This is a genomic window from Chryseobacterium sp. GTID13 (assembly GCF_056172655.1).
In genome coordinates this window covers 1,797,754-1,823,336 of record NZ_JAOCMB010000005.1, presented here as the reverse complement: position 1 = coordinate 1,823,336, position 25,583 = coordinate 1,797,754, and the positions used below count along the sequence as shown (strand labels likewise).

Below are 25,583 nucleotides of genomic sequence, written 5' to 3'. Positions count from 1 at the left end.
ATGGCCATCATTAAAACAGCTAAAAATATACAGATAAAAGTCACAGACTCCTATCATCTGAGTGTGGGCAAGAAAGTTGAAAAAATTGCTCAGAAAATTAATGTAGAGGCACAGAAAAATAACCTTGTTTTGGCAAGCAACAAGAAAATAATGTCTCATGGAAACAAGTAAAATAAGAATTCTTATTCTTTTTATTATTAGTAGTTTCTCATTAATCAATTGTCAAAATAAAAAAATGGAACAGAAATACAGCTGGCTGGGAACCCTTTCGGCACCGGAGGAATACCCGATGGAAATTTATAAAGGAGCCATTATTGCAGATGACTTTACCTACAGCTTTGATGCCATCTGGGGTACACAGAATACAGGCTGGGGAAATGAAGGCGGAACCATGAGTGTAGAAACCAGCCAGATGGACATCCCCAACAAACTGGAATTTACATGGTATTCCCTGGTAGAAAATAAATTCTATACCGGAAAATGGGACCTGGATAAGCAGAAAATAAAAGATCTCTTTGATAAAGGCTTTATAGACCAGGACAATGGTAAGAAAACCACATACAGCAATTTTATTGTTGGCCTTGCACCCAAAGGACGGGTGGTTTTATGGATCAGTGGTCCGGGAAATCAGAAAGAAGTAGGTGTTTTTCAGGCTCATGATACTGTTATTACCAAAGAAAAGGCATACGAAAATGCACAGTACATGTTGAAAGATGGCTTTGCAGACAGAATGCTGAAAGATCCGTCCTATGAAACATTTAAGCCCGAAGTCAGAGCTAAAATAGAAAAAGAAGGCTATCCTGATCCGGATATTTACGAAGTGTACAGGGAAAAATATAACTGGAAACCTTCTGTGATCTTGCCGGAGGGCAGCGAATGGATCGATTTCGGATTTAATAATTATAACGGCGAACAGGAAAACCTTTTCGGAGAAAGCCTGAAGGCAGATACCTATAAACAAAGAGCTGTTCCGAAATTCTGCGGATTCTACTGGAGAGATAAGAATAAAAACAGATATGCAGTATGGATAGACTCTTTTGATGAGAAAGAAATATTTGACTTATTCCAGAAGCTCGGAAAAGAAAAAAATATAGACCTTACCATTAAAGTCCGTGAAAATAATTCAGGAGCTGTCCTGTCCTTAAAGAGCGGAAACGAAGAACTGCCGGTTACAAAAGCAAAGATCAGACTTTCAGGTAAAATAGAGTAGATTCCGGCTGTCAAAAGTTTACAAATCATCTGTCAATAAATAAAATAAGAACCATGCACAATAATAAATTTGGAGATTATACACCGGAAATATCCAAAGAGGAAGTATTAGACATTACTCTTGGGATATTTTTTGACGGAACTTTGAATAATAAAACCAACACTACAGAAAGAAGGAACAAAACCGCAGACTATAAAAAAAACGGAGGCAAACCCAGTGACAATAACAGTTATAATAATGACTGGAGTAATGTAGCACGGTTATGGGATAATTACGATAAAAACTTTGGAATCTATATAGAAGGAATAGGAACGGAAGATAAAGAAGAAGATTCCATGTTGGGCTATGCCTTCGGAACAGGTGCTACCGGGATCAGGGGAAAAGTGAGAAAAGGCTGTGAAGAGATCGTAAAAAAGTAAAAACGATCAAAAACTCAAAAAAAGCAGATAAAATAGCTGTTCTTACTTTTGATGTGTTCGGTTTCAGCCGTGGTGCTGCGGCTGCCCGTAATTTTGCCCACGAAATAGGAAAATCAAAATATAAAGCCAGAGCAACAACGGTTTCCCATGAAGGGATGACCGTAACTTCTTATTCAGACAGTGACGGAGATGCTGTAGAAGGCCAGGAGCTTCCAAAATGGGGGCATCTGGGACTTAAGCTGCAGGAGGCAGGGATTACTGTTGATGTACTGAAGATAAGATTCCTGGGGATTTATGATACCGTTTCTTCCTATTCCAAAAACTTTTCTCCAAAACCTAATTTTCACAATGACGTAGCAGAACTGGGACTGGATGACATCGGAAGGGCACAGACCGTTATTCATTTTGTGGCAGAAAACGAACACCGCGAAAACTTCGACCTTACCAATGTAAGCGTAGGAATAGAAAAAATATTTCCGGGAGTACACTGCGATGTAGGCGGAGCTTATGAAGACGGTCCGGAAGTGTGGGAAGAGGTAGAAACATCCTGGACAACCAGCACAAAATTAAAAGCATTACGGCAGCAGCTGATCAATGATGCATGGTATACCGATGAGGAACTTACCATTACCCCGGGCTTTTACCTCTCACTGAGAGGAGAGCGTAAATTCCTGAAAAAAGCTTACAGCTATATTCCTTTGCATTTTATGGCAGAACACGGCGTTCAGAAGACTGTTCCTCTTAAAATAAAAAAACTTACTGACGAAACCTATTCCATTTCATCAGATGAATTGCTGGTAAGGGTGAAAAACCGTTTGAGGCCTTATGCTATGGGAGATGGAAAACAGTATACCTTTAAAAGATACCATGATCTTAGGGTCGCTTATGGTGGAGCATCCATACCCGAACAGAAATATGCAAACTACCAGAGGGAAATGAAAGAGCAGGAAGACCTTAGAATACTTAGGAACAAATACCTGCACTGGTCGGCAAGAAGAGAAGGCATAGGAATGGATCCCACTTCTGACAGGGTAAGAGTGATCCATCAGGCTTAATACAAAACATTAAATAAGACATTCTGATAAAGAATACTGATGCCGGATTGCTTATGCAGAAATTTAATATACATACCGTCCAGAAAGGAGAAAGCTTAAAAAGTATAAGCCAGTTGTACAACCTCGATGCTCCTGCTTTAAAGTTATTTCATAATAACCACTGCGACGTAAAAGATATGATCCTGATTGAGCTTACAACACAGAAAGAGCTCTTTCTGCCGAGAACTGTGGTGACCGATAAAAACAGGTTGGTAAAGTTCGGGCGGGGCAACAGCCTGATCTTTCAGCCGGAAAACTCATTCATCAGATATGGAACGACCATAACTATTGAAAATGACGATCATAAAAACGAGCTGAAATATGAAACGTCAGTACGCTGGCTGAAAAAAGAAAAGCAGCTTCATTTTTTGAAATAGACAGAACTTCGAATCTGTATCTGAACGAAGAAGAAGTCAATGAAATAGCCGATCTTCTGGCATATAAAACTTCTAAAGTCTTATACCCGCTACAGATCAGTGTAGACGAGAAAGGAAGATTTAATGATATAGAAAATCTTTCCGTATTCAAAGAAAGATGGCCAGCCGTAAAAGAGGAGGTGTATAAAGAATTTGATGGCGAAACGGTAGATACCTACTGCGAAAAGATAGAAAAAGTAATCAACGAGCCTGATGCGATGAACCTTTACCTGAAAAACGATTATTTCATCAGAACATTGTTTTTCGGAACCTATCAGAGTTTCGGGCAGGATTACGAAACGGAGATAACGGAAAGCTTCCCCGTTGTGGATAATCCGGTAGAACCAAAATATAAAATAAGACTTGAAATCGATCCGCTGAAAGGAGAGACAGGCCTTGTTAATATAGAAGGAGAAGGAAAATTGAATGATGAAAGAAGCGTTTATGATTTTATCAACAAAGCCCCTTTTTCAATGATTATTGAAGACAGCCCGGTAATGAATGATGAAGGCAATTTCAGGGTGGTATATTACCTGAACGGGCAGGATTTACTTATAAAATCAATGTATTTAGAATGTGATATACAACTTGAGAAGAAAAAGAAAATAGCAGTAGTCATTGCGACACTCACTGAGTAATTAAAAAACGAATACAATGAAAATCAAACCAAATCATAAATTTTCCATCCTTGTTTTTATATTAAGCTTCAGCTTGTATTTCGGGCAAAAAACAGAGTTTAGTATCCCTAAGGACATCGAGACCTTACAAAATACAATCTTCTATTTTCAGAATGATTATACCAAAGATGAACCCAAAGCAGCCGCTGCATCGGACAAGGATTTTTCAACCACTGTCGATCTCTATGATCTGAAATATGACGGAGCTACCAAAAATCCTTACCTGGACCTGGCATTGAAAAACGGGGCTAAGCCCAAGCAGTTCATTCAACAGGCCATCTGGACCGTGAATATGAAAAAAATGTCCTCAAAAAACACGAAAGTCACGGTTTATCTCGAAAAATTGATTCCTGACAGTTGGTCCAAAAAAGAGGTTGATACGAAACTCACCAAATCTACAGGAAAACTGGAACAGGAAATCAAAGAATTTCTTATCAATTATAAACCGTCTGAGGCTGCAGAGGGGGCGGAAACAGCAGGTACATCATCAGCTGAAGCAGCCACTACCTATTCGGATACTCCAACCCTTGCCACGGAAGAGGGAACTCCAAAGCAGAAAAAAGCATCCAAAAACCTTCAGAATTTATTCAGTAAAAAACAGTTTATTACGCTGCCTGCCACATCTGTTGTGTTTACAAAGCTTTTACAGACAGATCCCAGTGAGCTGGAATGTAAAGACTGTAAAAACGGCAAATATTCCAGTTGGGATTTTGACGATTTCAATATGATCTACGCCAATATGAACGATGGGCGGGAATATTATGCCATTCAGTATTATGGTAGCGATATGGTTTCCGGATTACCTTATGGGCTTGTATTCAACGACAGTTCACCATCTGAATGCAAGCAGAAATTTGCACGGTACAATGCTAAGCTCTACCAAACTACGGTTGATACCGATGAAATGACATCCAGTGCATTAACGGTTGTTGCCTTCAAGATGAACTCCTCTTTTGTCCGTCTGGAATTCGGGAATCAATATTTAACCAGACTTGTAATTTCAAATAAAGAATTTTAACCATGGCAGAAAAACATATTGTAGTACAGGGTGCTCTATGCAAATGCCAGTTCGGGCAGATGCCGGACAAGCTCAAAGTGCTCTCACACCAGAAAGAATACGCCAACGATAAGGATGCTTCCAAAAAACTGATCGTTACCACGAAAGAAATAGGAGCCGCCACATTTGAAAAAAATACGTTCGGAAACTGTATAAAAATGGGGACTCCGCCGCCGCCCTGCAAGATCATGGTAACGGAATGGAAAGATTATTACGAAAAAGTACAGCTTAACAACGGCGGATACATCATCGTGGAAACAAGCAAAGCTGTCTGTGCCATTGCCGGAACACCTTGTATTGAGATCATAGATCATGGGCAAAGGACCGAAGGCAGTCCGCAGAATTTTAAGAATGCTGATAAAGACGTCCAGCAGCAGATCAATCCGTTGGTAGATGCTGAAGAAATGTATAAAGAACAGCCTGATTATGGTGGGCAGGATAGTGTAAACTAAACGATAAAGAAATGGCAAAAGGCGTAAAAAAATAAAGGTTACAAAAGGTAATTATTATCCGAAAATGTCTGTTCCGGGTCAGAGAGTCACCATTGTACCCAATCAGGAGGTGACTTTTCAGGTTGATGAATGGCTGCCGGGTACAACTGCTGAAGATAAAAAGAAACCCCTCATCTGGATGAGGCAGACCAATGACCGCAAAATTATCATCTACCAGGCTCCATCCGCTACAGGTTATAAATTCAAGATTGACAAACAATATTGCGGCAGCTATCAGTTCTATATCGAAGCCAGTTTTTCAGGTAAAAGAGATTCCAAAAACAATACAGGCCTTTATGTAAAAGGATGGTGTGAACCTAGGATCATTACCAGCAAATGGACTACCCAGCGGGGAAGCAAAAACAGCATCAAAAACCAGAATAAAACCAAGTTTATTTCCTACGGCCATATTGTTTACCTTAACCTTACAACGGAAGGTCTTAACGGAAATACCCTGACAGTTGAACTTTGGAACCAGCAGACCGCAAAGGCAGATAAGCTCGTCCATGTATACAATAATGTGCAGGTTATAGACGGCGAGGTCAATTTAAAAATAGAAAATACCTATTCCTGGATGGCTCATGTGGATAACATCCAGAATGTAGAAGAGTTTTATATCAAAGTAAAAGATTCCGCATCCAAAAAATACATTAAAGATAATCTCGGTGATGAGCTTCACGGCATTTATCTGAATGTAAAAAATAAAGTAATTACCACCAATGCCAATGTCAGCAAGAACCAGACTCCTACCAAAGTCTATAAACCGGACGTAAATTCCGTTCGTCAGGAGCCTTGTAAATTCGAAGTCATCAAGATCACAGAAAGTGAAGTGAAGGATGGGAAAGCAAGTAATACTACGGTTAAGGTTTTCGACAACGGTACAGGAATAAGAAAAGTACAGTCTGCTGCCCTTCAGGAAAAGATTGAGAGAACCATCTATTATAAATTCGATTCAACGGTAATAGACAAGAACGGGGAAGCCATTCTTAATAATGTGCTTAAATTTCTTCTCGAGCATAAAGATTCTACCATGAACCTTAGCGGTTATGCCTGTGTGATAGGAAAGCAGAATTACAATAAAGGACTGTCCCAGAGAAGAGCCGATGTGGTAAAGAAATTTTTTGCAGACGGAGGACTTGATCCCCGCAGGATCATTTCTGTCGGGAAAGGAGAAATAGACCCTACCGATGATAAAATGGGCAGGGACAACGTAAAATATAAAAATGAAAAAGACTACGAGAATAACAGAAGGGTAGATATTTCATTTGTATTCAACGCCCATGATGCCCAGACGATAAATTATGAAGTAGTGGCGCCTACCGAATCCACAAAGAAAGAGCTTACGATTGATATTGCAGGATACGAAACTAATGAATGTTTCCGCGACAGCAAAAACAAGCATAAAAAGCAGACCCTTATGGTTGATGTGGGGCAGGCCATTGATGCCGGAGATACCAAACAAACCTTTGGTACACCGTCTTTCCGGTACAAAGTCTATTCGAATATATCAAGATTGAATGTGGCTCCTATACAGTATATCTGGCCTTCAGCTACCAATCCGAACCAGTTTCATATGCATGTTCATAGCTGCAGATATTTCAGCAATGAAAAAAGGACCACGGTTTTAATCAAAGCCTATCCCGATATCAAATGGGAACTGGCGCTGGAATTCCAGGTGAATGTTTCCAACTATAAAGCGGCCAATATGCCCCCGGGAAATATCTATGCCAAACATCAGGAGAAAGCCAGGCAGGCGGGTTACAAAAGATACCGGCTGAACGAAACCGGAAAAGTTCCGATTTCCATAGGGGTAGGGCTGTCTGCAGAATGGGATGCCGGCAGAGAAAAAGGAGTTTCACCAACGAGTTTTCAGATAAGATAGAGATCGTTGCAAAGATGATTGCTACTGCTGTGAATATCGTTCAGAATGCCATCAATTACGCTCAGAGTGCCGCAAAAGAAACAGCAATTCCTGTTGGTTTTAATGTAAGATATCCTAAGTTTACAGTAGTAGGGAAGTGGTATCTGGAGAGAGTCAATGAGCGGGCAAACCTGAGTGTGATTGGGGAAGTTGGCTTTGGCTTCAAACCCCTGATAGGAGCTGAAGTTGTTATTGATATTATCGGTGCAGCAATTGCCGTCGCTTCTTACGGAGCAACAGGAAACCCTGCCGCCGCAAGAATTATTAATAAATTCAGAGGCGGATTGGAAAAACTAGGCGCTTCAGTTACCTTTACAGCTACATTCTACGGCGAGCTGGAAATGATGGTGGATGCCCTGAAAATAGATAGCATCAATGGAATCAATATGCAGGGTAAGACCACTATTGGCGGGAAAATGGGAGCTACCATAGAACTCAGTGTAAGTGTCGAGGTAGGAACTGTAAAAGGAACAAAAGTAAAGCCTATTGCCACATTTAAAGCCGCTGCCAAAGCAGATTCCTATTTTGGAGGAGATTTTGTCATAGATTCAGATACAACAGGATTATTTATCCAGCCTGTTCTGAAATTTTCCGGAGTTGTTCTTTCCGTAGAGATAGAAGGCGAAGTCGGCTGGTGGAAAAGTAACTTCAAAGTAGAAGAAAAGGTGCTGAAAGAAGAAACTTACTATATGGATAAAAAATATTTAACTTAAATTCAGGTATGCATAATTTTAAAAAGCCATTATACTCCGTATATCCCAGAATGTATTGCTCAGGAACCATCTATGTGAATGATGTTCCCGTTATAGACTGGTACGGAGATGAGACAAAAGAAGGAGGATTCGGAGGAGATACCATGATCAACCAGGCCCTGCTGCAAAGCGGGAAATACCAGGTGGTCGGGAAAATGTATCCGCGTTTGGGAAAAAATGTTTTGGATGAAGATGATATCATGTCCGTGGACTTCTTTTGTGCAGATTTAGACAACTGGAAGGCCTCCCGTTTTGCCTTTCGCCCTAAAATGGAATCTCCTTGGGACGGACTCACGGAAAACGTCAGCCACCCCACTTTTACGGTTGCCAGTGAAATAGAAGTAGAACTTCCTTTTGTATTGGACGGCTGGCAGCATTCCGTAGATTTTAAGGACATGAAAAAAGAAGACCTCTTCAGTGATGTTTTGAAATACTACAGGCAGATACGAGCAGTACTTGTTGAACATGATGCCGGTAAATACCTGGAAATGTCCCGGGACAAAATGAAACTTCAGGAGCAGGCTTTATACTATACCGAAGACCGGAAAAAAAGGTTTTTAGACAGTGCCGGCCAGTTATTTGGCCAGAATTTAGCTGTGGAAGAACTTAATGAAGCAGATTTGCAACTCGAAATTATGGGGTATGGTAAACTGGTAAGACTCATGAGAAAAGACGGATCCCAGCCCCTTCAGTTCAAAAGTCCGGATCTGGAAAAGCAAAGCAATATTGAAATGGAAGTCAAGCTTCACATGAGAACAAAAGAAAAAGGATTTAGTATTATTTAAATTCCCTGATGATGACTTTTTTGGAGGTTTGACTGCCGTGGTCGTTTTGCTTTCTGTGTTCCTGGGATACAGAATCTTTTCAAAAATTTCGGATAAAAGAAATCATTCCGGAAAAACAGGAAGTGTTGTTGAAAAAGCATTTCTTTTTCTTATTATTTCGTTGATAATGGTTTCCATCAATGCTCTGGCATTTATTTTATCCTACTCTTTTTTTGGGAGAAGGCATACAGAACTTATGATGAACCGGAGTATACCGCAACAGTAATAGGGTATAAGAAAGAAATCACCAAGGGTAAAAATTTTTCAAACTCCTCGTACACCGACAGGGTCGTCTTTTTTCCAAAAGTGGAATATACAGATGCCAACGGAAAAAAATAGTGAAGACCCTGGATATTACCAGCAATAATCCGCCCGCTCTGGGAGAGAAATTAAAAATTACAGATGCTGAAAATCAGGACAATACAAATGCTCTGCAGCTGGATTGGATCATGCTGGGCGCCGGAGGCATTTTTACAGGCGCTGCTGCATTCTTTGCTGTATTGCTCGCTACTTACAGCTCCTCATACGGAATGAAGAAAAGGATCATGTGGTCTTTGGGGGCAGCACTGGTACTCACTTTGATCAACGTATTCTGTCTGGTATTCATATATTTGAAACAGTAAAACAGTTGATCTGCCTATCAAAAGGCAATAGCATTAATAATCAAAATATAAAGTATTATGAAAAAAGGAAAGTTTTTAATATTGATTTTCGTTGTATTGATCAATATATGCTGTGGCAACAAGTCATTTGACCTCTCGTCCGTCTCTTTGGGAGAAGATGCAAAGAAATATGATTTTGAAAATAAAAACCTTTTTCTGAAAGATAATGGAAGCAAACCCGATGTAGTACAATATTATGCAGACGAAAACAAGGGCCTGACCTACAGCAGCATTCCTTTGGATAATACAATGGGAACAAGAATTACCGTATATAAAGGAAAAGTAGGAGCAATCGATACCAATGCCGCCGAAAAATATTCTTTGGAATTTGCTGAAAAGATAACTGCTAAGCATGGAAAGCCTACAGCAACAGTAACAGACAAAGCAACCGTAGATGCCAGGCTTGTAAAACCGATTTTTGAAAAGCTTAAAAAATATCTCCTGATAAAGTTTCATGGAACCAGGACGAAAAAATTCATTTACCTATCCTACATCTTTTTTCTGGGACGACGGGAAAAACTATTCAATCCTGAGTATTTCCATTGAAGACGATGGAACGATCAGAAACAAATACGTTACCGTTACCAAAGATGCATACAGGAATAATGCTGTTTTTGGGCTGCAATATCCGACTCCTCAGGCGTCTCCATGGTATAATTACATGAAATAAAAAAGAAAGAAAATTTTCCAGTAAAAAAATAAAAGCCGGCTCAAGAACATTGAGCCGGCTTTTTATTATTATTATTAAAATATTATTTCACGATAAACTTCAAAGGAGTCTGGTCAAGCTTTAAAATATAAATTCCCTGTTCAAGATTTCTGATCTTAATAGAATTTCCGTTTTTAAAAGGACTGCTAATCGTCTGAAGCGTTTTACCCTGAAGATTATAAATTTCTGCCTTTTGGATATTCTGCGTATTACCCTTTACAAAAATTTCCTGTCCGGAAATTGGGTTAGGGTAAACCTGAAGCTCCTGACTTGTAACTTCATTGGATGATATTCCCTGAGCTTGTCTGGCTGTTCCCGAATAGCACGTCCATTTAAGATCGTCTATAGCCACTCTGTTGCTCGATGAGGTATTCACAAGGCTTACGGTAACGTTTCCTGAAATATTGATGTTATTGATCGTCGTTGTGGCGACAGTAGCCCCGTAAGGTATTGTTCCTACCGTTGTTCCGTTTACTTTCACATCAAATGTTCCGTTGCTTCCCGAAAACTTAAGCTGCGTAGTCACCGTCAATGATCCGATACCGTTAGCTGAGCTTCCGGAAGTTAAAGAACCGTTTCTTACCGTAATAGCCTTTGTATTGATGGTCTGGTCCGTTCTTGCATCTGTGGCTGTCCATGAAATGCCGTTTGCCGACCATGTTCTTGTGGTATAGGAAGCTTCGGCTGCGGGAATCGTTTCAAAAGTTTCATTTACGCAGTTGGTTCCCGGGTTGGTAGGTGTTCCGGGATCAGTAGTTCCCGGGCTTGAACCCCAGATCTGATTGACATAATTAGGATTATCGATGAACGGATTTCTATTACCCTGATAAGTATAAGAAGCGTTATTTCTGTTGATCTCAGCCTGTGAAACCGGATCCTGAGCATGCCATGCCAGAAGAACATTCAGCTCCCAGGTCTGAAGTCCCGGAAATGCTGAGCTGCCCAGCATATTTCCTGAAGAAAAAGTAGAAAGTTTACTCTCATATCGCGTTACAAAATAAAAGATCATTCTTGCCACATCACCTTTAAACTCATCGATCGGTTCAAAAACAGTTCCTGCATATCCTGAAGATGAAGAACTGCCCAGTTTTGAGCCGTTCATGGAAGTAAATGTTGCCGAACCAACCTTTCCGAACGGATAATTACTTCTCATCCCGTTTACTTTTCCGTCTGTAGCTCTGATAAAATGAATGTCCGAAACCATTGGAGACGCCTGGCTGAACAAACTTTGAGGAACAATATGCTCCCTGTTATAGCAATTGCCCTCCGTAGAGTAGGTACCACATTGGTTTGTACCTGGTGTATATTTGTAAGGATCGGTTCCTGAAGGTTTCTCTGAATAGATATCCATAATTGAACCGTCATTTTCATAGGTCTTATCGATATCGGTGGTTTTATAACCTGTCCAAAGCCCATTGTAACCTTTGTCCTGATGTCCGTTGGTAATAATAGAACTTAATGCCGTTTTCAGCGCAGCACCGCTCAATCCGTTCGCTGAATTGTAATAACCTGCAGGAGCCTGGGCATTAGCAAACCCCGCTATTACAGTACATAAGATAAGTTTTTTCATACTAATAAAATTTTTGTAAGAATACTATATTTTCACGAATAAAAAATTACATTATTGTTAATTTTGAAATGTAGCGCATGCAGTTTAACCAATATCTCGGATGGACCATATTAATTTGATAAATAAGCTGAAGAAAGGATAAGGATTTAAGATGAATGAATTTAATGGTTAATATTTTTCAGCCATAAAAAATCCGGTACAGAAAACCGTACCGGAAAATATATAGATAATTGATTTAAATAAATTTATTTTCTCTGAGGAGGATAATTTTTCATGATTTCAGCCATGATCTCAGGAATCTGTCTCTGTTTGGCTTTAGGAGAATCTACGGAAATCCCGCTTCCGATACCCTGCCAAACCAGCTTGTTGGTTTTAGAATCGATAAGGTCTACGATCAGTGCTCCTTCGTTATAGTTGCTGGTCCATGTTCTGCTCATGCCTACGCCCCATCCGAAAGGGCCACCCCATCCCCACATTCCGTAAGGAGAATTGTTGGTAATATCCGTAATCTTTTTATGATTGGCTTTTACATTAACGATCAGGTCAGGATTTTCTCCGGATTGAAGCCCTTTGCTCTGAAGCTGTCTCGATAATTCATTTAAAACCCTGTCTTTATCAATATCATTCAGTTTCAGATCGTCGATTCTGATTTTGTATGTTTTGTAAGTCGTAAAATTAGCTGTTTCAGCGTAATCTGAACGTACCTGAAATGGACTGCACGATGTAAGGCCTAATGCAGCCGATGCCAACAAAATAAAAATATATTTTTTCATTTTATTTATTTTTTTTATCGTTTTTAATAAATGTATCAGTCTTTTTATCGTACCCGTAAGGACAGTGCCTGCAGCCGCTTTTACAGCAATACCCCCTTTTCAGATGGAATTTTTCCGTAAAAACCTTGTACCCCTGTTCATTGTAGTAAAAATCTTCACCTTCTTTGATGTCATATTGGGCCATAAGTTAAATCGCTAAGTCAAAAAAACTTTATATTTGTTAGTATGATAATTATATGCCAAAAGCCATTAAAAAGATTAAAAATCAATGGCATTGCTCTTTTTCCCTTTATCTTCATTAGGAAACCCGAAGATAAGGAAAATAAAGTACTTATCAATCACGAAAAAATCCATTTGAGACAGCAGCTCGAAATGCTCGTTATTTTCTTTTATATTTTTTATGTTATCGAATACTATTACTGGTTTTTCAAGCTGAAAGACGAATTTTTAGCCTATAAAAGAATTTCGTTTGAAAGAGAAGCGTATGCAAAGGAAGCAGACATGAATTACCTGAGAAAAAGAAAATTCTGGAATTTCAGGAAGTATTTTGTAAAAGATTAAAGATTAAAGATTAAAGATTAAAGATTAAAGATTAAAGATTAAAGATTAAAGATTAAAGATTAAAGATTTTTATTAAAATTCAATAGGGGTGGGCTTTAGCCCGCCTTATAAAAAATAAACCATCATTCATCCGGCTTTAGCCAAACCTAAAATAAAACACAAATTTCACAAATATAACCCCGAAAATATTTAGAGACTAAAAAGAAGAATTAGAAATATTATTTCCAAAATTCGTGTAAATCCGTATCATCCGTGGCTAAATTTAAACTCTTCTATCTAAAACCCGAAAAAATCATATAATTCACTAAAAAACAAATCACTAATTTTGCAGATAATAGTTAAACCATAAAAATGCTATTAACAGCCCCGGCAGAAGCTATTCCCATTCAGGAAATATCCATTCATCATAAGAATATAAAGCTCTTTATCAAAAGGGAGGATCTCATTCATCCCCAGATCTCGGGAAATAAATACTGGAAACTATTTTATAACATCAACACTTATCTTGAGAAAAATCCTGAAAACCCTTATATCATTACTTTCGGGGAGCATTTTCCAATCATATTGCTGCTGTTTCTGCCGTCGGAAATTTGTCTGGCATTTCAACATTGGGAATTATCAGGGGCGAGGAGCTGAAGGATAAATGGCGGGATAATCCAACTCTTCTGCTGGCAAAAAGAAACGGAATGAACCTGAAGTTTGTAACCCGTGAAGAATACAGACATAAGGACAAGCTCACCGAATTTCTACACAAAGAATTCCCGGATGCACTGATTGTTCCCGAAGGTGGAACCAATGAAGAGGCCATAGAAGGCGTTAAAATGATGCTCAATGACCAAACAAAAGATTTTGATTATCTTTGCACCGCAGTCGGAACCGGAGGAACAGTTGCCGGAATTGCAAAGTTTTGTGAAGAAGATCAGAAAGTTATAGGATTTAAAGTAGTTGATGATGCTTCACTAGGGAATAAAATCTCAGAATTAACTTCAGGACGGAATTTTAATCTAATAGATTCATGTTTTGGAGGTTATGGTAAAATAAAAGATGAAAACATCCGTTTTATCAATGAATTTAAAGAAAAGTACGGTATTCCTTTGGAGCCGGTGTATACAGGAAAAATGATGCAGAAAGTTTTCGAACTGATAGATGAAGGTTACTTTCCTGAAAACAGTAGGGTGTTGTGCTTTCATACCGGCGGACTGCAGGGTATAGAAGGAGCCAATCTGCTTTTAGAAAAACAGAATAGAAATTTAATTATATAAGTAAAAATTGAAAAACATGAAAAGACTTTTCTCCATCGTAAGCCTTTTAGTTTTATCAACATTCTCAGCCCAGACTTGGGCTACTGAAGACCAGTACATTCAGAAATTCGCTAAATATGCGGTAGAAGAAATGGAAAAGTACAAAATTCCAGCCTCTATCACATTAGCCCAGGGACTCCTGGAGACGGGAGGAGGGCAGAGCAGACTGGCTCAGGAAGGTAAAAATCACTTCGGTATAAAATGTAAGGAAGACTGGACCGGAAAAACCATGAAGCATACAGATGATGCTCCCAATGAGTGTTTTCGTGTCTACGATGATCCCAGACAGTCCTACGAAGATCACTCCATATTCCTGGCCACAAGAAAATATTATACAAATCTTTTCAATCTGGATATGAAAGATTACAAAGCGTGGGCTTACGGACTCAAAAAGCAGGTTATGCAACCAATCCACGTTATGCATCAATCCTCATTGGTAAAATTGAGAGATACAGGCTTTATGAATATGACAATACCAATTCCAAAGAAGTACTGTATGCCGTTCTTAAAATGTATCCTGATCTGAAAGACGACAGAACATTCATGGCTCAGCTGGAACCTTCCAAAATGTCGGTTAAAAAAGCTAAAGATCCTGTCACTGTTGAGGTTCCTTATAAGCAGACCTCTTATGCCCAGCAGCAGAAAAGAGTGGAAAGAATCAAAACAAAAGCTGAGATTCTTAATTCAATCCTAATCAAAAGCCACCCTAATGAAGGCTTAAAATACATTGTTATTCCTGAAGATACTACTGTAAAATTCATTGCAAATAAATTCAAAATAAGCGAAAGCAGGCTGGCGAAATGGAATGAACTGGATAGTGATGTTTTAAAGAAAAATGACATTGTCTTCCTTGAATCCAAAAATTCAGCAGGAAATACGGCCACTTATACAGCCGAAAATGGTGAAGATATGCATGATATCGCCCAGAAATTCGGAATCAAATTGAATAAATTATACGCAAAAAACAGGATGGACGAAGGACAGAAACCTTCTGCCGGCCAGCTGATTTATTTGATTGATAAAAAACCAAGAAACTAATTCAATAGTTGCTGATTATTGCTATCGGTTGACAATATAATGTTTACCGGTGAACGATCAATCAGCAGCCATCAACGATCAACAATAAATGAAATACCAAAGAAGTTCGGCTTTATTTGATGAAGCCTACAAATACATCCCGGGCGGGGTTAATTCTCCCGTGCGTGCTTTCAAATCCGTAGGAGGAGTGCCTGTATTCATGAAATCCGCAAAAGGAGCTTATCTTACCGATGCTGACGACAACACGTATATCGATTACATCAATTCATGGGGTCCGGCTATTTTAGGGCACACCCATCCTGAAGTTTTGGAAGAACTTAAAATCCAGGCTGAAAAAGGTTTCTCTTTCGGAGCCCCTACAGAACTTGAAACAGAAATTGCAAAATTCATCATAGAAAATGTCCCGAATATCGAACAGATCAGGATGGTTTCTTCAGGGACAGAGGCCTGTATGAGCGCCGTAAGACTGGCAAGAGGATTTACAAAGAGAGATAAGATTATTAAGTTTGAAGGCTGTTATCATGGGCACTCGGACTCATTCCTGATCAAAGCAGGAAGTGGTGCCGCTACTTTTGGCAATCCAAATTCTCCGGGAGTAACGGAGGGAACGGCTAAAGATACTCTTCTGGCCCGTTACAACGATTTTGAACAGGTTGAAGATCTGTTCCGCCATAACCAGGGACAAATTGCAGCCGTTATTATAGAACCGGTTGCGGGAAATATGGGGTGTGTGCTTCCTGAAAATAATTTCCTTCAAAATTTAAGAAAAATCTGTGATGAAAATGGGGCATTATTGATTTTTGATGAGGTAATGACTGGTTTCAGGCTGGCTTTCGGAGGTGCACAGGAATTATTCAACGTAAAAGCGGATCTGGTTACTTACGGAAAAGTAATCGGCGGCGGCCTTCCGGTAGGAGCTTTTGCAGGAAGAAACGAAATTATGGACCATCTGGCTCCAAAAGGCGGCGTTTACCAGGCCGGAACATTAAGCGGAAATCCATTGGCCATGAGAGCCGGATTGAAAACTTTACAGCTTATCAAAAATGATCCGGAATTCTTTAAAAGGATCAATAAAACAGCTGAAACGCTTGATTTCGGTATCGGTAAAATTCTGAATGAAAAAGGAATTCCCCATAAGATCAACAGAAAAGGTTCCATGATGTCTGTGTTTTTCCATACCAACAGAGTGTCTGATTTTGATGAAGCAGCAGCTTCCAATCATTCCCTTTTCAATAATTTCTTTCACCAGATGCTTCAGAACGGAATATACCTTCCGCCAAGTGGTTACGAAACCTATTTTATCAGTGATGCAATCAAGGATAAAGAAATCGATATGACGCTTGAAGCAGTAAGAAAGTTTGAATATTCTTAAGATATATAAGATAAATTACTATAAGACCGGATTTTATGATCCGGTCTTTTGTTTTTTACCACAAAAGGCACAAAAGTTTTTTTACCCTTAAGTTATTTTAAGTTCAAAGCTTTGGAAAAAAGAAGAGCACATAAGTTTTCTAGAAATCATAGGTTTACAGAATGACTAATATTCGTAGACCCTCATTCCCCTCCTCTGGAGGGGTGGCGAAAATTCAGAGAATTTTTGACGGGGTGGTTAAAACGCCTCTTCAGCAACAATCCAAATAAATCATACAGATATTGTAATAAACCGTACACTTCACTCAAAGCCATTCTTTCTATTTTTGTTATAAAATAGATTGGAAATGAAGACCCGTGGAAATACCATATCGCGCAAAGATTTTATAAGAAACTCAGCTCTGGCAGCAGCCGGACTCACTTTAATCCCCAATATTATGGCAGCATCCCCATTATTTGATCAGCAGAATATTTCTGAAAAAGGAAAATTTAGCCTTAAAAACGTTCGTTTGGAAACAGGTTTTGAATATGAAGAAGGAGAAGTAATTGCCACCAAAACCGATCTGTTTTATATTGAAATTGAAAATGGAAAGATCATTAAAGTAAGCCCGAACCAGCCCAATGGAAAAGCTCTTGATGCAAAGGGAATGCTGATGCTTCCTTCTTTTAAGGATATGCATATTCATCTTGATAAAACTTTTTACGGGGATAAATGGCAGGCAATAAGAAAAAGAACCGGGGAGTAAAAGGAATGATTGAACTGGAACAGAAAATGCTTCCCGAAATGCTGAAAAACTCAACATTCAAGGCGGAAAAAATGATTGAATTATTGCAGTCAAAGGGAACTTCCTTTGCAAGAAGCCATGTCAATATTGAACCGACTTCAAAATTACAATCCTTAGAAAACCTTCAGAAAGCCTTAGAAAATAAAAATAAAACCTTTGGAGCGGAGTTGGTAGCTTTCCCGCAGCACGGCGTATTTTATACGGATTCTGTGCCCTATCTCAAAGAAGCGGCTCAAATGGCTATAGACTTTATTGGTGGAGTAGATCCGTTTACCATTGACGGTGCCATCGAAAAAACGGTTGATTTTACGGTTCAGCTGGCTTTAGATCATAAAAAAGGAATTGATATTCATCTTCATGAAACGGGGAATCCGGTTTGAAAACAGTTGAATATTTAATTGAAAAAGTCAATGAAAATCCTTCCCTGAAAGGAAAAACATATCTGAGTCACTGTTTTATTCTGGCCAAACTAGATAAAGCAAAGCAGGAAGAAATTGCCGAAAAGTTGGCGCAGGCCCAGATCGGAATTGTCTCTACAATCCCTTTTGGAAGCTTGGTCATGCCAATTCCAACCTTGTATAAACACAATGTAACCGTATTGACAGGTAATGACAGTATTGTAGACCACTGGAATACTTTCGGGACCGGAAGCGTATTGCAAAAAGCCAATCTGATGGCGCAGCTTTACGGCTATTCTACAGAGTTTTTACTGTCAAGGAGCCTGAAACTGGCAACAGCCAATGTCCTTCCACTGGATGATAAAGGAAATCAGCAATGGCCCAAAGCCGGAGATCAGGCAGATTTTGTGCTGATGAATGCCAGTTGTTCTGCGGAGGCGGTTTCGAGGATTTCGGATGTTGAATCGTTGGTTTATCAGGGGAATGTGGTTTATTAAATCACCCCGTCAAAAATTCTCTGAATTTTTGCCACCTCTCCAGAGGAGGGGAATCAGGGTCTACGAATATCAGTCATTCTGTAAATCTATGATTTCCAGAAAGCTTAAATGTTCTTATATTTTTCTAAAGCTTTTGAACTTAAAATAACTTAAGGGTAAAAAAACTTTTGTGCTTTTTGTGTAAAAACACCCGGTCTAAGATGAAAATACCTCCATCCATTCAATTTTCCTGCATAAATTTCACTACTTTTAAAAGAAAATCAGACAGGGTGGGGCATACAGATCATTTTCCGGTTTTAGGGATTCAGGAGTTCAGTGAAAGCCGGCTTCATGACTGTCATTTGCTGTTTAATGAACTGCATGGTGAGCGCTCTATTGATGAACCCCACAAACATGATTTTTTTATCATTAATCTTTTTGAACACGGAAGAGGCAAGCATACTATTGATTTCACGGAATATGAAGTAAGGAACAGCCAGATTCATCTTGTTTTTCCGGATCAGGTGCACCAATGGGAGATTGAAAAGGAAACGGTAGGTTATCAGCTGATGATAAGCCGGGATTGGTTTGAGAGCTTTTTGCCCTCACTGAGGTTCTCAGCTTCCTATTATCGGAACCATCCGGTGATCAATCTTTCCCGGGAAGCTTTTGAAATTTTCCGTTATGAATTTCAGGCTATTCAAAAAGAGATCAGCGGTGAAAATGTATTTTGGGTATTGATTCAAAAACGAAGTGAGCTGATCGGGTTGCTGGTCAGTAAATCTGTAGAAGGGGCTTTTAAAGATTTTGAAAGGTATCATTCCAATCCTATTATTTCTAAGTTTCTACAGCTTATTGATGAGCATTTCAAAATGGAAAGGTCAGTTTCTTTCTATGCGGATAAACTAAATATTTCAGCCAATTATTTAAATATCGTCTGCAAAAAAATCTGAATGCTTCCGCTTCTTCTCTTGTCCAGGACAGGATTCTGCTGGAGGCAAAACGTCTTTTAAAGGTATCGGAAATGTCTGTAAAAGACATAGTGTATGACCTCGGATTTTATGATCACGCCAGCTTTTCTAAATTTTTCAAAGCACAGACGGGAATGACTCCGTCGCAGTTTAAATAATCATTCATACAAAAGCCACCGGGAAATTCCCGATGGCCATTTAAATTTGATATGAAGAAACTAGTTACTTATTGTAATCCTGCCAAAAGGTTTACTCCGTCTACTGTAGCCCATGCTCCAGGAGTTAGAGTTACTTTGGTAACAGTAGCAGTGTTGGTGAAAGTTTTTCCACCGTTTGGAGTAAATGCATATCCCCAAACACCTGCATTGTCAGAGTTTAAGTAAGTAAGAGGAGCAACCACTACTTTCCCTGTGTTTACCTGGCTTGTTTCTGTAGCAGCATCCTGAATCAGAACAGCATAAGCTTTTTGGGTTCCGATATTTTTATAACCGCTGATGTAAACGTTTGAGAAAATTCCCGTTCCCTGCTTTTTGAACTGGATAGCAGTAATTTCAGGTGAATTGGCAACCTCAGGATTTGTATTAGCGTCTCTGATTAATGTTATATTAGAGATTTTTGGGGCAACATTATCAACATTACTGGAAGATTCTATTTCCATACCGAAGTTTCCTACTCCTGTCTGGAAAGCATACCAGTTTGTGTTGTTTTGCCCGCTCCATGCATCCTGCCAGTCGAATGAATCATCATAGTTACCATAAGAAACGATATTCTTGGCACTTACAGTACCTCCGAAGAACTCATAACCGTCATCTGTCCCTTTGTAGGTTACAAGGTTTTCTAAGGTCGTACCTGCTCCTACAGCGTAGAATGTCATAGAATTGGTTTCAGAAGTACCGTCACCGATCTTTTTACCGGCATATTCTACTCTTACAAACTTCATAGTACCGGAATTTGAATTGGCATCAGTTCCGCCGTAGTAAACATTGTTACCGTCTTCAGAAAGAGCTTGTGTATTTCCGTTAATTGCTTTGATTGGAGCATTTCCGTAGATCGTGATTCCTCCCCAGTCTCCCGGAGTTTTAGTAGAAGTAGTGAATACAATTGGTTCAGAAGCAGTACCAACGGCATTGATTTTACCATCCTGAAGAACCACCAAACCACTTGTTTTAGTTGTTACGACATTGAATGTAGCTCCCGCTTCAATAGTAATAGTAGCGTTATTTGTAATTTTAACGATTCCGTCTAATGTATAGTTTCCTTTTTTGATAAGGATATCTTTTGTAATAGTTCCTGATAATGTTCCGCTTCCGCTTAATACACCTTCAGTAGTTCCCGGAGTAGTAACTGTAGTACCGTCTCCCAAGCCATCATTTACCTCGATAGTACATGAATTTAAGGCCAATGTTAACACGGCTGTTAACGATAATAATGATAAAACTCTTCTTTTCATTTTTATATACTTTATTTTATTTTTTTATTTAAATTTTTTTAGAATGTATAACCAACGGTAAGGTTGAAATTAACTCCTCTGAAATAGTCTGTGTACGTATTTACACCATTTGTTTCAACATTGTAATAGCTCTTTTCTCCTAATAGGATTTTATATCTGTTATTGAAAATATTTTGAATTCCTGCTTTTATGTTCCAGTTTTTTGAAATCTGTTCCTGGTATACAAAATCTAGCTGATGGAAAGGCTTTTCATAAAAGTTATCTGATCCGGAAGTTCCCACGGCATAGATTTTAGAGCCTGAAACGTTATATACAAGAGATAAAGTTCTGGTGAGATTATTTTTTGTTTTGGTCTCGTATTTTAAATCAGCATTGATTGTATATGGAGAAGCTCCCTGTAAACCTCTCTTGCGTAATTCTCCGGTATAGAAATTCGGATTTGGACGCTCCAGTTTTAGCTGATCTTCACTTCTTTCAACATCAGTGTACATAAAAGTAGCATTGGCACCTAAAGTAAATTTGTCTAATGATTCGGAAATTCTTCCTAAGTTCATTATCCCTTCAAGCTCTATTCCGGCGAGATCCGCTTTTTTTGCATTATAGAAAGTTACAGTTACCCCATTGGCATCTCCGGAAGAAACAAAAGATCTTTCAATCGCATTGTTGATTCTTTTGGCAAATAAGTTCACCGCAAACATTTCTTTATTGGTTGGGAAGTATTCCCATTTTAAGTCAAAGTTGTAGTTATCACTTAATTTGATATCCGGGTTACCTTTAATTGTTTCATTATCCGGGTTGATGTATGAAATTTCCATAGTTTCAATCAGGACCGGACGTGTAACCGTTTTACTGAAAGAGAATCTTAAATTATTTTTGGTATTAAGAGCCTTTTTAATGGAAAGTGACGGAAGAAATAAATCTCTTTCTTTGTTCAGGTTGGTCTTTTTGTCAGCAGCCTGCTCAGAAAAACGGATCAACGTCATATCATTCTCGTATCTCCCGCCGATCAGGATGTCCCAACTTTCCGTAGGTTTGTAGTTAAAGTTAATATATCCTGCATTCACGAACTGGTACATACTTGTAAAGAAGTTCGAAGCATCAGTTTCTTCCTGAAAAAAGAATCTGTTATTCGCCAAATCCTGGTTAAATTTATCCTGTGGAGAATTTTTATCAATAATGAAACTTTGCCCCGCAGTTCCGTTAGGTTTTCCGAAAATGAAACGGTAAGATGTTTTTCTCAGATCAGCAAAACCGTTATATCCAACAGATAATTGCATAGGATAATCCTTTCTGTCACCCTTTTCTCCTAAAAACACAGAATATTCACCATAAGCGGAGCCATAGAATCTGGAATTAACATCCAGATATTGACGGATAATATTACTTCCTCCATATGCTAAAAGCAACTGATTATCCGGCAGCATATTTCCGTTTGTATCCAGGCGGCTTCCTTCCAGTATTTTTCTGTCCGGCTGCTGATAGTTATTAATAACATAGCTTCCTCCTGCCTTTATCTGGTGTCTGTCACCAATTTTTTGAGAGGCAGTAAGCTGAATATTAAGGAATCTTGATAAATCCTGCTGGTTGGTACGGAAAAACCCGATATCCCTGTATTGAACCTGGTTGTTTTTGTATCCGTAATAATCTTCAATAATATTGTTTACATTCTGAAGATACATTGTGTTAAGGTTAATGGCTGTTCCCTTATTTTTATAACCCAACCCTAATAATGCAGAAGATTCTATTTCAAAATTATACTGCTTTCTTAATAGCTCGTTATTGAGGTTGATAATACCACCGAAGTCCTTAAACTGGTTTTTTGCTCCTTCTTTATAGGAATATTCAGAACTTTGATTTAATGAAAATAAAATACCAAGACTTCCGGTTTCACCGGCTTTCATTTTCTGTACTGTAGTAAAACCTAGGCTTGTATTAGGTAAAGACTTTATATTATCAACGTTCCAGCTGTCTTTAAACTGTGATAAAGATTCGCTTCCCGAAAATCTATAGTTGCTTGGTCTGGCATCTCTTATAGCCGATGGCAATTTTTTGTCTCTTGAATTTAGACCCAGGTAACCTGTAAAGCCATCTGCACCCTCGGAAACTTTAAATCCATCTCTGAAAGTACTCAAAGTATTCACTCCTACACTAAATTCTATCTTTGAAAAAGCTTTATCAATCGTAAGCGTTTCAATATCAAAGGTAGCACCTGCAAAATCCCCGTAAAGGTTAGAGTTGAAGGTTTTATAGATATTTAGCTTCCCTACTACGTCCGTCGGGAACTGTTTCAGGGCAATGATCTTCTGGAAAGGGTTATTGGAAGGTGAACCAAGCCCGTTGATCAATAAATAATTGTATCGTTCTTCAAGTCCTCTTACGAAAAGTCCTCTTCCTTCTACTGTAGTGATTCCCGTTACTTTCGTAAGTCCTTGTTCTACGTTGGAAATTCCTTTCCTGGAAATCTCTTCAGCACTTACAGCCTGCTTTTGAATAACCGCTTTCTTTTGTTCTCCCAATACGGCAGTTTCAGTTTTTTTGTTGCTGCTTCCCTGGATGACTACGCCATCAATTTTTTCTCCTTAACGATCGTGTCCTGCTTCGTTTCCTGAGCGTAAAACATTGATCCGGATAAAAATACGACTGCAATGCTAAGTTTATTAATTTTCATTATCTTACTTACTTTATTTACTAGATTCTTTCGGTGCAAAGGAATAAAAGATAAGTGGGGTAAGTGGTTTAGCGAATTTTAATTTTTTTTAACTAAACATTAAGAAAAGAATATTATTGTTAACTTTATGTGAACGATAATACATTTGTTCATCTGTGCTTTAAAATTTATTAACTTTGACTCAGCAAAAATTTAAAATGAACCAAAAGAAAATACTCTTAATAGACGATGAACTGGATATTTTAGAGATTCTGTCTTACAACCTGGAAAAAGAAGGCTATGATATCTATACAGCCACAAACGGTAACGAAGGAATAGATAAAGCTAAAGAGATTATTCCCGATCTTATCCTTTTAGATGTAATGATGCCGGAAAAAGACGGTATCGAAACCTGCCAGGAACTTCGTAAAGTAAAAGAACTGCAGAAAACACTTATTGTTTTCCTTTCCGCCAGAAGCGAAGAATTTTCCCAGTTAGCAGGATTTCAGGCCGGTGCCAATGACTATATTGTAAAGCTGATCAAACCGAAAATTCTTATCTCTAAAGTAAATGCTTTGCTACAGCTGACTTCTCAGGTTTCAGATAATGCCAAGCTTATTGAGATCGGGGATCTTGTAATTGATAAAGACAATTTCAGGGTTTCCAAAAGCGGACAACAGTTCCTTCTACCTAAAAAAGAGTTCGATTTACTTTATCTTCTTGCTTCCAACACGGAAAAAGTATTCAAAAGAGAAGAAATTCTTGAAAAAGTATGGGGAAATGATGTGATTGTAGGAGAAAGAACCATTGATGTACACATCAGAAGATTAAGGGAAAAACTGGGAATCAATACCATCCAGACATTAAAAGGAATCGGTTATAAGCTTATCGTTTAATAACTTAAATTCCTATCTTTACATAAACCTATAAAAACTTGTAAAATTGAAATTTTACAGACTTACACTCGTCGCCTCGTGTCTTCTGACACTGGTGATGTTTCTTTTAGTAATCATCTTCGATTCACTGAAGGATATCTATTACCAGACCCCTTTTTTTAAAATCGGTCTTTTCACCTGCCTGGTTCTCATCTTTATGATCAACTACGTAGTTCTTGAGCTTCTCTTCAATTATTACGGAAAAAAGCAGGTCCGCGGGCTTTCACAAATACTTCCGCAGGAAATTGTTCATGACAACGACGAAAATATTACCATTAAAGAGTTGGGAGAAAGATTTTCCGATCTTAACCAGCAGCAGGTAACCGAGATCGATATGATGAAGGAGATGGAAAGCTACCGTAAAGAATATATAGGAAACGTTTCCCATGAACTTAAAACACCCCTGTTTTCCATTCAGGGATATGTGGAAACCCTCAGAGACGGGGAGTTGATAACCTTACCATCCGCGACAAATACCTGGAAAGAATTGATAAATCAGTAGAAAGATTAATCGCCATTGTTACGGATCTTGATATGATTAACAGGCTTGAGGCAGGAGAAATCAGTATTACCGTTTCAAAATTTGATGTTAACCTTTTAATTAAAGAAATTTTTGAGCTTCTTGAATTTGAGGCCGAAAAGCATAATGCCACTCTACAGATTCAGACCCTCCATCCCCAGATCTTTGTAGATGCCGACAAGCAGAAGATTTCACAGGTTTTCATTAACCTTATTTCCAATGCCATCCATTATGCCAACAGACAGGAAGCCAAAGTTGCCGTAAAAACCAGTGTCCTTAAAAATAAAGTACTCATTGAAGTGATAGATAACGGGATGGGAATTAAAGCGGAAGCCCTTCCAAGGATCTTCGAAAGGTTCTACCGTGTGGAAACCAGTAGAAGCAGGAGAGAAGGAGGTTCCGGTTTAGGACTGGCCATTGTGAAGCACATCCTGGAAGCCCACAATGAAAATATTACCGTAGAAAGTGTCTATCTGGAAGGCACGAAATTCAGTTTCATGCTTGAGAAAAGTAAATAATTTTGGTAAAATGTAAGAAAAAAAATATTTTAAAAAA

Annotated in this window: 23 protein-coding genes and 4 pseudogenes; 22 read left to right on the top strand and 5 right to left on the bottom strand. The window is 38.7% G+C overall.

The window, feature by feature from the left end:
• From N4G44_RS15075 to N4G44_RS15015, 13 genes are all read left to right on the top strand, one after another.
• A complete protein-coding gene (locus N4G44_RS15075; protein WP_155859170.1) occupies window positions 1-171 on the top strand; it encodes a hypothetical protein in 171 nt (56 codons plus the stop codon).
• A 64-nt stretch (window positions 172-235) separates the two neighbouring features.
• Entirely contained in the window at window positions 236-1,210 is a 975-nt protein-coding gene (locus N4G44_RS15070; protein ID WP_474928069.1) for a DUF2931 family protein, read from the top strand.
• Between the two features lie 53 nt (window positions 1,211-1,263).
• Complete coding sequence (locus N4G44_RS15065; RefSeq protein ID WP_474928068.1) at window positions 1,264-1,629, top strand: hypothetical protein; 366 nt, start codon at window positions 1,264-1,266, stop codon at window positions 1,627-1,629.
• 53 nt (window positions 1,630-1,682) lie between these two features.
• Complete coding sequence (locus N4G44_RS15060; RefSeq protein WP_474928066.1) at window positions 1,683-2,684, top strand: T6SS phospholipase effector Tle1-like catalytic domain-containing protein; 1,002 nt, start codon at window positions 1,683-1,685, stop codon at window positions 2,682-2,684.
• Between the two features lie 53 nt (window positions 2,685-2,737).
• Window positions 2,738-3,100 carry a LysM peptidoglycan-binding domain-containing protein gene (locus tag N4G44_RS15055; RefSeq protein ID WP_474928064.1) on the top strand — a complete coding sequence of 121 codons (363 nt, stop codon included), beginning with the start codon at window positions 2,738-2,740 and terminating at the stop codon, window positions 3,098-3,100.
• A 179-nt stretch (window positions 3,101-3,279) separates the two neighbouring features.
• Window positions 3,280-3,777 carry a hypothetical protein gene (locus N4G44_RS15050; RefSeq protein WP_474928063.1) on the top strand — a complete coding sequence of 166 codons (498 nt, stop codon included), beginning with the start codon at window positions 3,280-3,282 and terminating at the stop codon, window positions 3,775-3,777.
• Between the two features lie 16 nt (window positions 3,778-3,793).
• Window positions 3,794-4,834 (top strand): hypothetical protein, encoded by a 1,041-nt coding sequence (locus tag N4G44_RS15045; RefSeq protein WP_474928061.1) that lies wholly within the window; start codon window positions 3,794-3,796, stop codon window positions 4,832-4,834.
• Window positions 4,835-4,836: 2 nt separating this feature from the next.
• Entirely contained in the window at window positions 4,837-5,325 is a 489-nt protein-coding gene (locus N4G44_RS15040; protein ID WP_474928059.1) for a DUF4280 domain-containing protein, read from the top strand.
• A 64-nt stretch (window positions 5,326-5,389) separates the two neighbouring features.
• On the top strand, window positions 5,390-7,246 hold the full coding sequence (locus tag N4G44_RS15035; RefSeq protein WP_474928056.1) for an OmpA family protein: 1,857 nt from the start codon (window positions 5,390-5,392) through the stop codon (window positions 7,244-7,246).
• Window positions 7,247-7,260: 14 nt separating this feature from the next.
• Window positions 7,261-7,998 carry a hypothetical protein gene (locus tag N4G44_RS15030; RefSeq protein ID WP_474928055.1) on the top strand — a complete coding sequence of 246 codons (738 nt, stop codon included), beginning with the start codon at window positions 7,261-7,263 and terminating at the stop codon, window positions 7,996-7,998.
• A gap of 8 nt (window positions 7,999-8,006) precedes the next feature.
• Complete coding sequence (locus N4G44_RS15025; protein WP_474928054.1) at window positions 8,007-8,822, top strand: hypothetical protein; 816 nt, start codon at window positions 8,007-8,009, stop codon at window positions 8,820-8,822.
• Window positions 8,823-9,199: 377 nt separating this feature from the next.
• Window positions 9,200-9,484 (top strand): hypothetical protein, encoded by a 285-nt coding sequence (locus N4G44_RS15020; protein WP_474928053.1) that lies wholly within the window; start codon window positions 9,200-9,202, stop codon window positions 9,482-9,484.
• A 57-nt stretch (window positions 9,485-9,541) separates the two neighbouring features.
• A complete protein-coding gene (locus tag N4G44_RS15015; protein WP_474928050.1) occupies window positions 9,542-10,069 on the top strand; it encodes a hypothetical protein in 528 nt (175 codons plus the stop codon).
• 206 nt (window positions 10,070-10,275) lie between these two features.
• On the opposite strand, the gene N4G44_RS15010 is transcribed toward N4G44_RS15015, so the two are convergent.
• The 3 genes from N4G44_RS15010 to N4G44_RS15000 all read right to left on the bottom strand — a co-directional run bounded on the left by N4G44_RS15010 (window position 10,276) and on the right by N4G44_RS15000 (window position 12,759).
• Complete coding sequence (locus N4G44_RS15010) at window positions 10,276-11,802, bottom strand: endonuclease (RefSeq protein ID WP_474928046.1); 1,527 nt, start codon at window positions 11,800-11,802, stop codon at window positions 10,276-10,278.
• Window positions 11,803-12,047: 245 nt separating this feature from the next.
• Window positions 12,048-12,575 carry a DUF4136 domain-containing protein gene (locus tag N4G44_RS15005; RefSeq protein ID WP_040998582.1) on the bottom strand — a complete coding sequence of 176 codons (528 nt, stop codon included), beginning with the start codon at window positions 12,573-12,575 and terminating at the stop codon, window positions 12,048-12,050.
• Between the two features lies 1 nt (window position 12,576).
• The gene (locus N4G44_RS15000; protein ID WP_048502239.1) at window positions 12,577-12,759 is read right to left on the bottom strand and encodes a DUF5522 domain-containing protein; all 183 of its coding nucleotides are present in this window, start codon (window positions 12,757-12,759) and stop codon (window positions 12,577-12,579) included.
• A gap of 41 nt (window positions 12,760-12,800) precedes the next feature.
• Here N4G44_RS15000 and N4G44_RS14995 point away from each other — a divergent pair, with 41 nt between their 5' ends.
• The 7 genes and pseudogenes from N4G44_RS14995 to N4G44_RS14965 all read left to right on the top strand — a co-directional run bounded on the left by N4G44_RS14995 (window position 12,801) and on the right by N4G44_RS14965 (window position 19,634).
• Complete coding sequence (locus N4G44_RS14995; RefSeq protein ID WP_474928041.1) at window positions 12,801-13,136, top strand: hypothetical protein; 336 nt, start codon at window positions 12,801-12,803, stop codon at window positions 13,134-13,136.
• A 351-nt stretch (window positions 13,137-13,487) separates the two neighbouring features.
• Window positions 13,488-14,398: pseudogene (locus N4G44_RS14990) on the top strand (1-aminocyclopropane-1-carboxylate deaminase/D-cysteine desulfhydrase).
• A 16-nt stretch (window positions 14,399-14,414) separates the two neighbouring features.
• Window positions 14,415-15,475: pseudogene (locus N4G44_RS14985) on the top strand (glucosaminidase domain-containing protein).
• Between the two features lie 88 nt (window positions 15,476-15,563).
• The gene (hemL, locus tag N4G44_RS14980; RefSeq protein ID WP_474928039.1) at window positions 15,564-16,847 is read left to right on the top strand and encodes a glutamate-1-semialdehyde 2,1-aminomutase; all 1,284 of its coding nucleotides are present in this window, start codon (window positions 15,564-15,566) and stop codon (window positions 16,845-16,847) included.
• A gap of 346 nt (window positions 16,848-17,193) precedes the next feature.
• Window positions 17,194-18,526: pseudogene (locus tag N4G44_RS14975) on the top strand (amidohydrolase).
• Window positions 18,527-18,795: 269 nt separating this feature from the next.
• Window positions 18,796-19,458, top strand: a complete 663-nt coding sequence (locus N4G44_RS14970; protein ID WP_474928038.1) for an AraC family ligand binding domain-containing protein — start codon at window positions 18,796-18,798, stop codon at window positions 19,456-19,458.
• Complete coding sequence (locus tag N4G44_RS14965) at window positions 19,443-19,634, top strand: helix-turn-helix domain-containing protein (RefSeq protein ID WP_474928347.1); 192 nt, start codon at window positions 19,443-19,445, stop codon at window positions 19,632-19,634. The genes N4G44_RS14970 and N4G44_RS14965 overlap by 16 nt, the downstream gene beginning before the upstream one ends.
• Before the next feature lie 68 nt (window positions 19,635-19,702).
• On the opposite strand, the gene N4G44_RS14960 is transcribed toward N4G44_RS14965, so the two are convergent.
• Both N4G44_RS14960 and N4G44_RS14955 read right to left on the bottom strand, forming a co-directional pair.
• Entirely contained in the window at window positions 19,703-20,926 is a 1,224-nt protein-coding gene (locus tag N4G44_RS14960; protein WP_474928036.1) for a hypothetical protein, read from the bottom strand.
• 38 nt (window positions 20,927-20,964) lie between these two features.
• Window positions 20,965-23,442, bottom strand: a complete 2,478-nt coding sequence (locus N4G44_RS14955) for a TonB-dependent receptor plug domain-containing protein (protein WP_474928035.1) — start codon at window positions 23,440-23,442, stop codon at window positions 20,965-20,967.
• Between the two features lie 349 nt (window positions 23,443-23,791).
• Between N4G44_RS14955 and N4G44_RS14950 the strand changes: the two genes are divergently transcribed.
• Window positions 23,792-24,469 (top strand): response regulator transcription factor, encoded by a 678-nt coding sequence (locus tag N4G44_RS14950; RefSeq protein WP_027379708.1) that lies wholly within the window; start codon window positions 23,792-23,794, stop codon window positions 24,467-24,469.
• Between the two features lie 46 nt (window positions 24,470-24,515).
• A pseudogene (locus tag N4G44_RS14945) lies at window positions 24,516-25,546 on the top strand (sensor histidine kinase).
• The last annotated feature ends 37 nt before the right edge of the window (window positions 25,547-25,583 follow it).

Excerpts from the sequence above, each read along its gene's own strand:
- N4G44_RS15075 (WP_155859170.1), top strand. The coding sequence starts at position 1 with ATGGCCATCATTAAAACAGCTAAAAATATACAGATAAAAGTCACAGAC.
- N4G44_RS15070 (WP_474928069.1), top strand. The coding sequence starts at position 236 with ATGGAACAGAAATACAGCTGGCTGGGAACCCTTTCGGCACCGGAGGAA.
- N4G44_RS15065 (WP_474928068.1), top strand. The coding sequence starts at position 1,264 with ATGCACAATAATAAATTTGGAGATTATACACCGGAAATATCCAAAGAG.
- N4G44_RS15055 (WP_474928064.1), top strand. The coding sequence starts at position 2,738 with ATGCAGAAATTTAATATACATACCGTCCAGAAAGGAGAAAGCTTAAAA.
- N4G44_RS15045 (WP_474928061.1), top strand. The coding sequence starts at position 3,794 with ATGAAAATCAAACCAAATCATAAATTTTCCATCCTTGTTTTTATATTA.
- N4G44_RS15040 (WP_474928059.1), top strand. The coding sequence starts at position 4,837 with ATGGCAGAAAAACATATTGTAGTACAGGGTGCTCTATGCAAATGCCAG.
- N4G44_RS15035 (WP_474928056.1), top strand. The coding sequence starts at position 5,390 with ATGTCTGTTCCGGGTCAGAGAGTCACCATTGTACCCAATCAGGAGGTG.
- N4G44_RS15030 (WP_474928055.1), top strand. The coding sequence starts at position 7,261 with ATGATTGCTACTGCTGTGAATATCGTTCAGAATGCCATCAATTACGCT.
- N4G44_RS15025 (WP_474928054.1), top strand. The coding sequence starts at position 8,007 with ATGCATAATTTTAAAAAGCCATTATACTCCGTATATCCCAGAATGTAT.
- N4G44_RS15015 (WP_474928050.1), top strand. The coding sequence starts at position 9,542 with ATGAAAAAAGGAAAGTTTTTAATATTGATTTTCGTTGTATTGATCAAT.
- N4G44_RS15010 (WP_474928046.1), bottom strand. The coding sequence starts at position 11,802 with ATGAAAAAACTTATCTTATGTACTGTAATAGCGGGGTTTGCTAATGCC.
- N4G44_RS15005 (WP_040998582.1), bottom strand. The coding sequence starts at position 12,575 with ATGAAAAAATATATTTTTATTTTGTTGGCATCGGCTGCATTAGGCCTT.
- N4G44_RS15000 (WP_048502239.1), bottom strand. The coding sequence starts at position 12,759 with ATGGCCCAATATGACATCAAAGAAGGTGAAGATTTTTACTACAATGAA.
- N4G44_RS14995 (WP_474928041.1), top strand. The coding sequence starts at position 12,801 with ATGATAATTATATGCCAAAAGCCATTAAAAAGATTAAAAATCAATGGC.
- hemL (WP_474928039.1), top strand. The coding sequence starts at position 15,564 with ATGAAATACCAAAGAAGTTCGGCTTTATTTGATGAAGCCTACAAATAC.
- N4G44_RS14960 (WP_474928036.1), bottom strand. The coding sequence starts at position 20,926 with ATGAAAAGAAGAGTTTTATCATTATTATCGTTAACAGCCGTGTTAACA.
- N4G44_RS14950 (WP_027379708.1), top strand. The coding sequence starts at position 23,792 with ATGAACCAAAAGAAAATACTCTTAATAGACGATGAACTGGATATTTTA.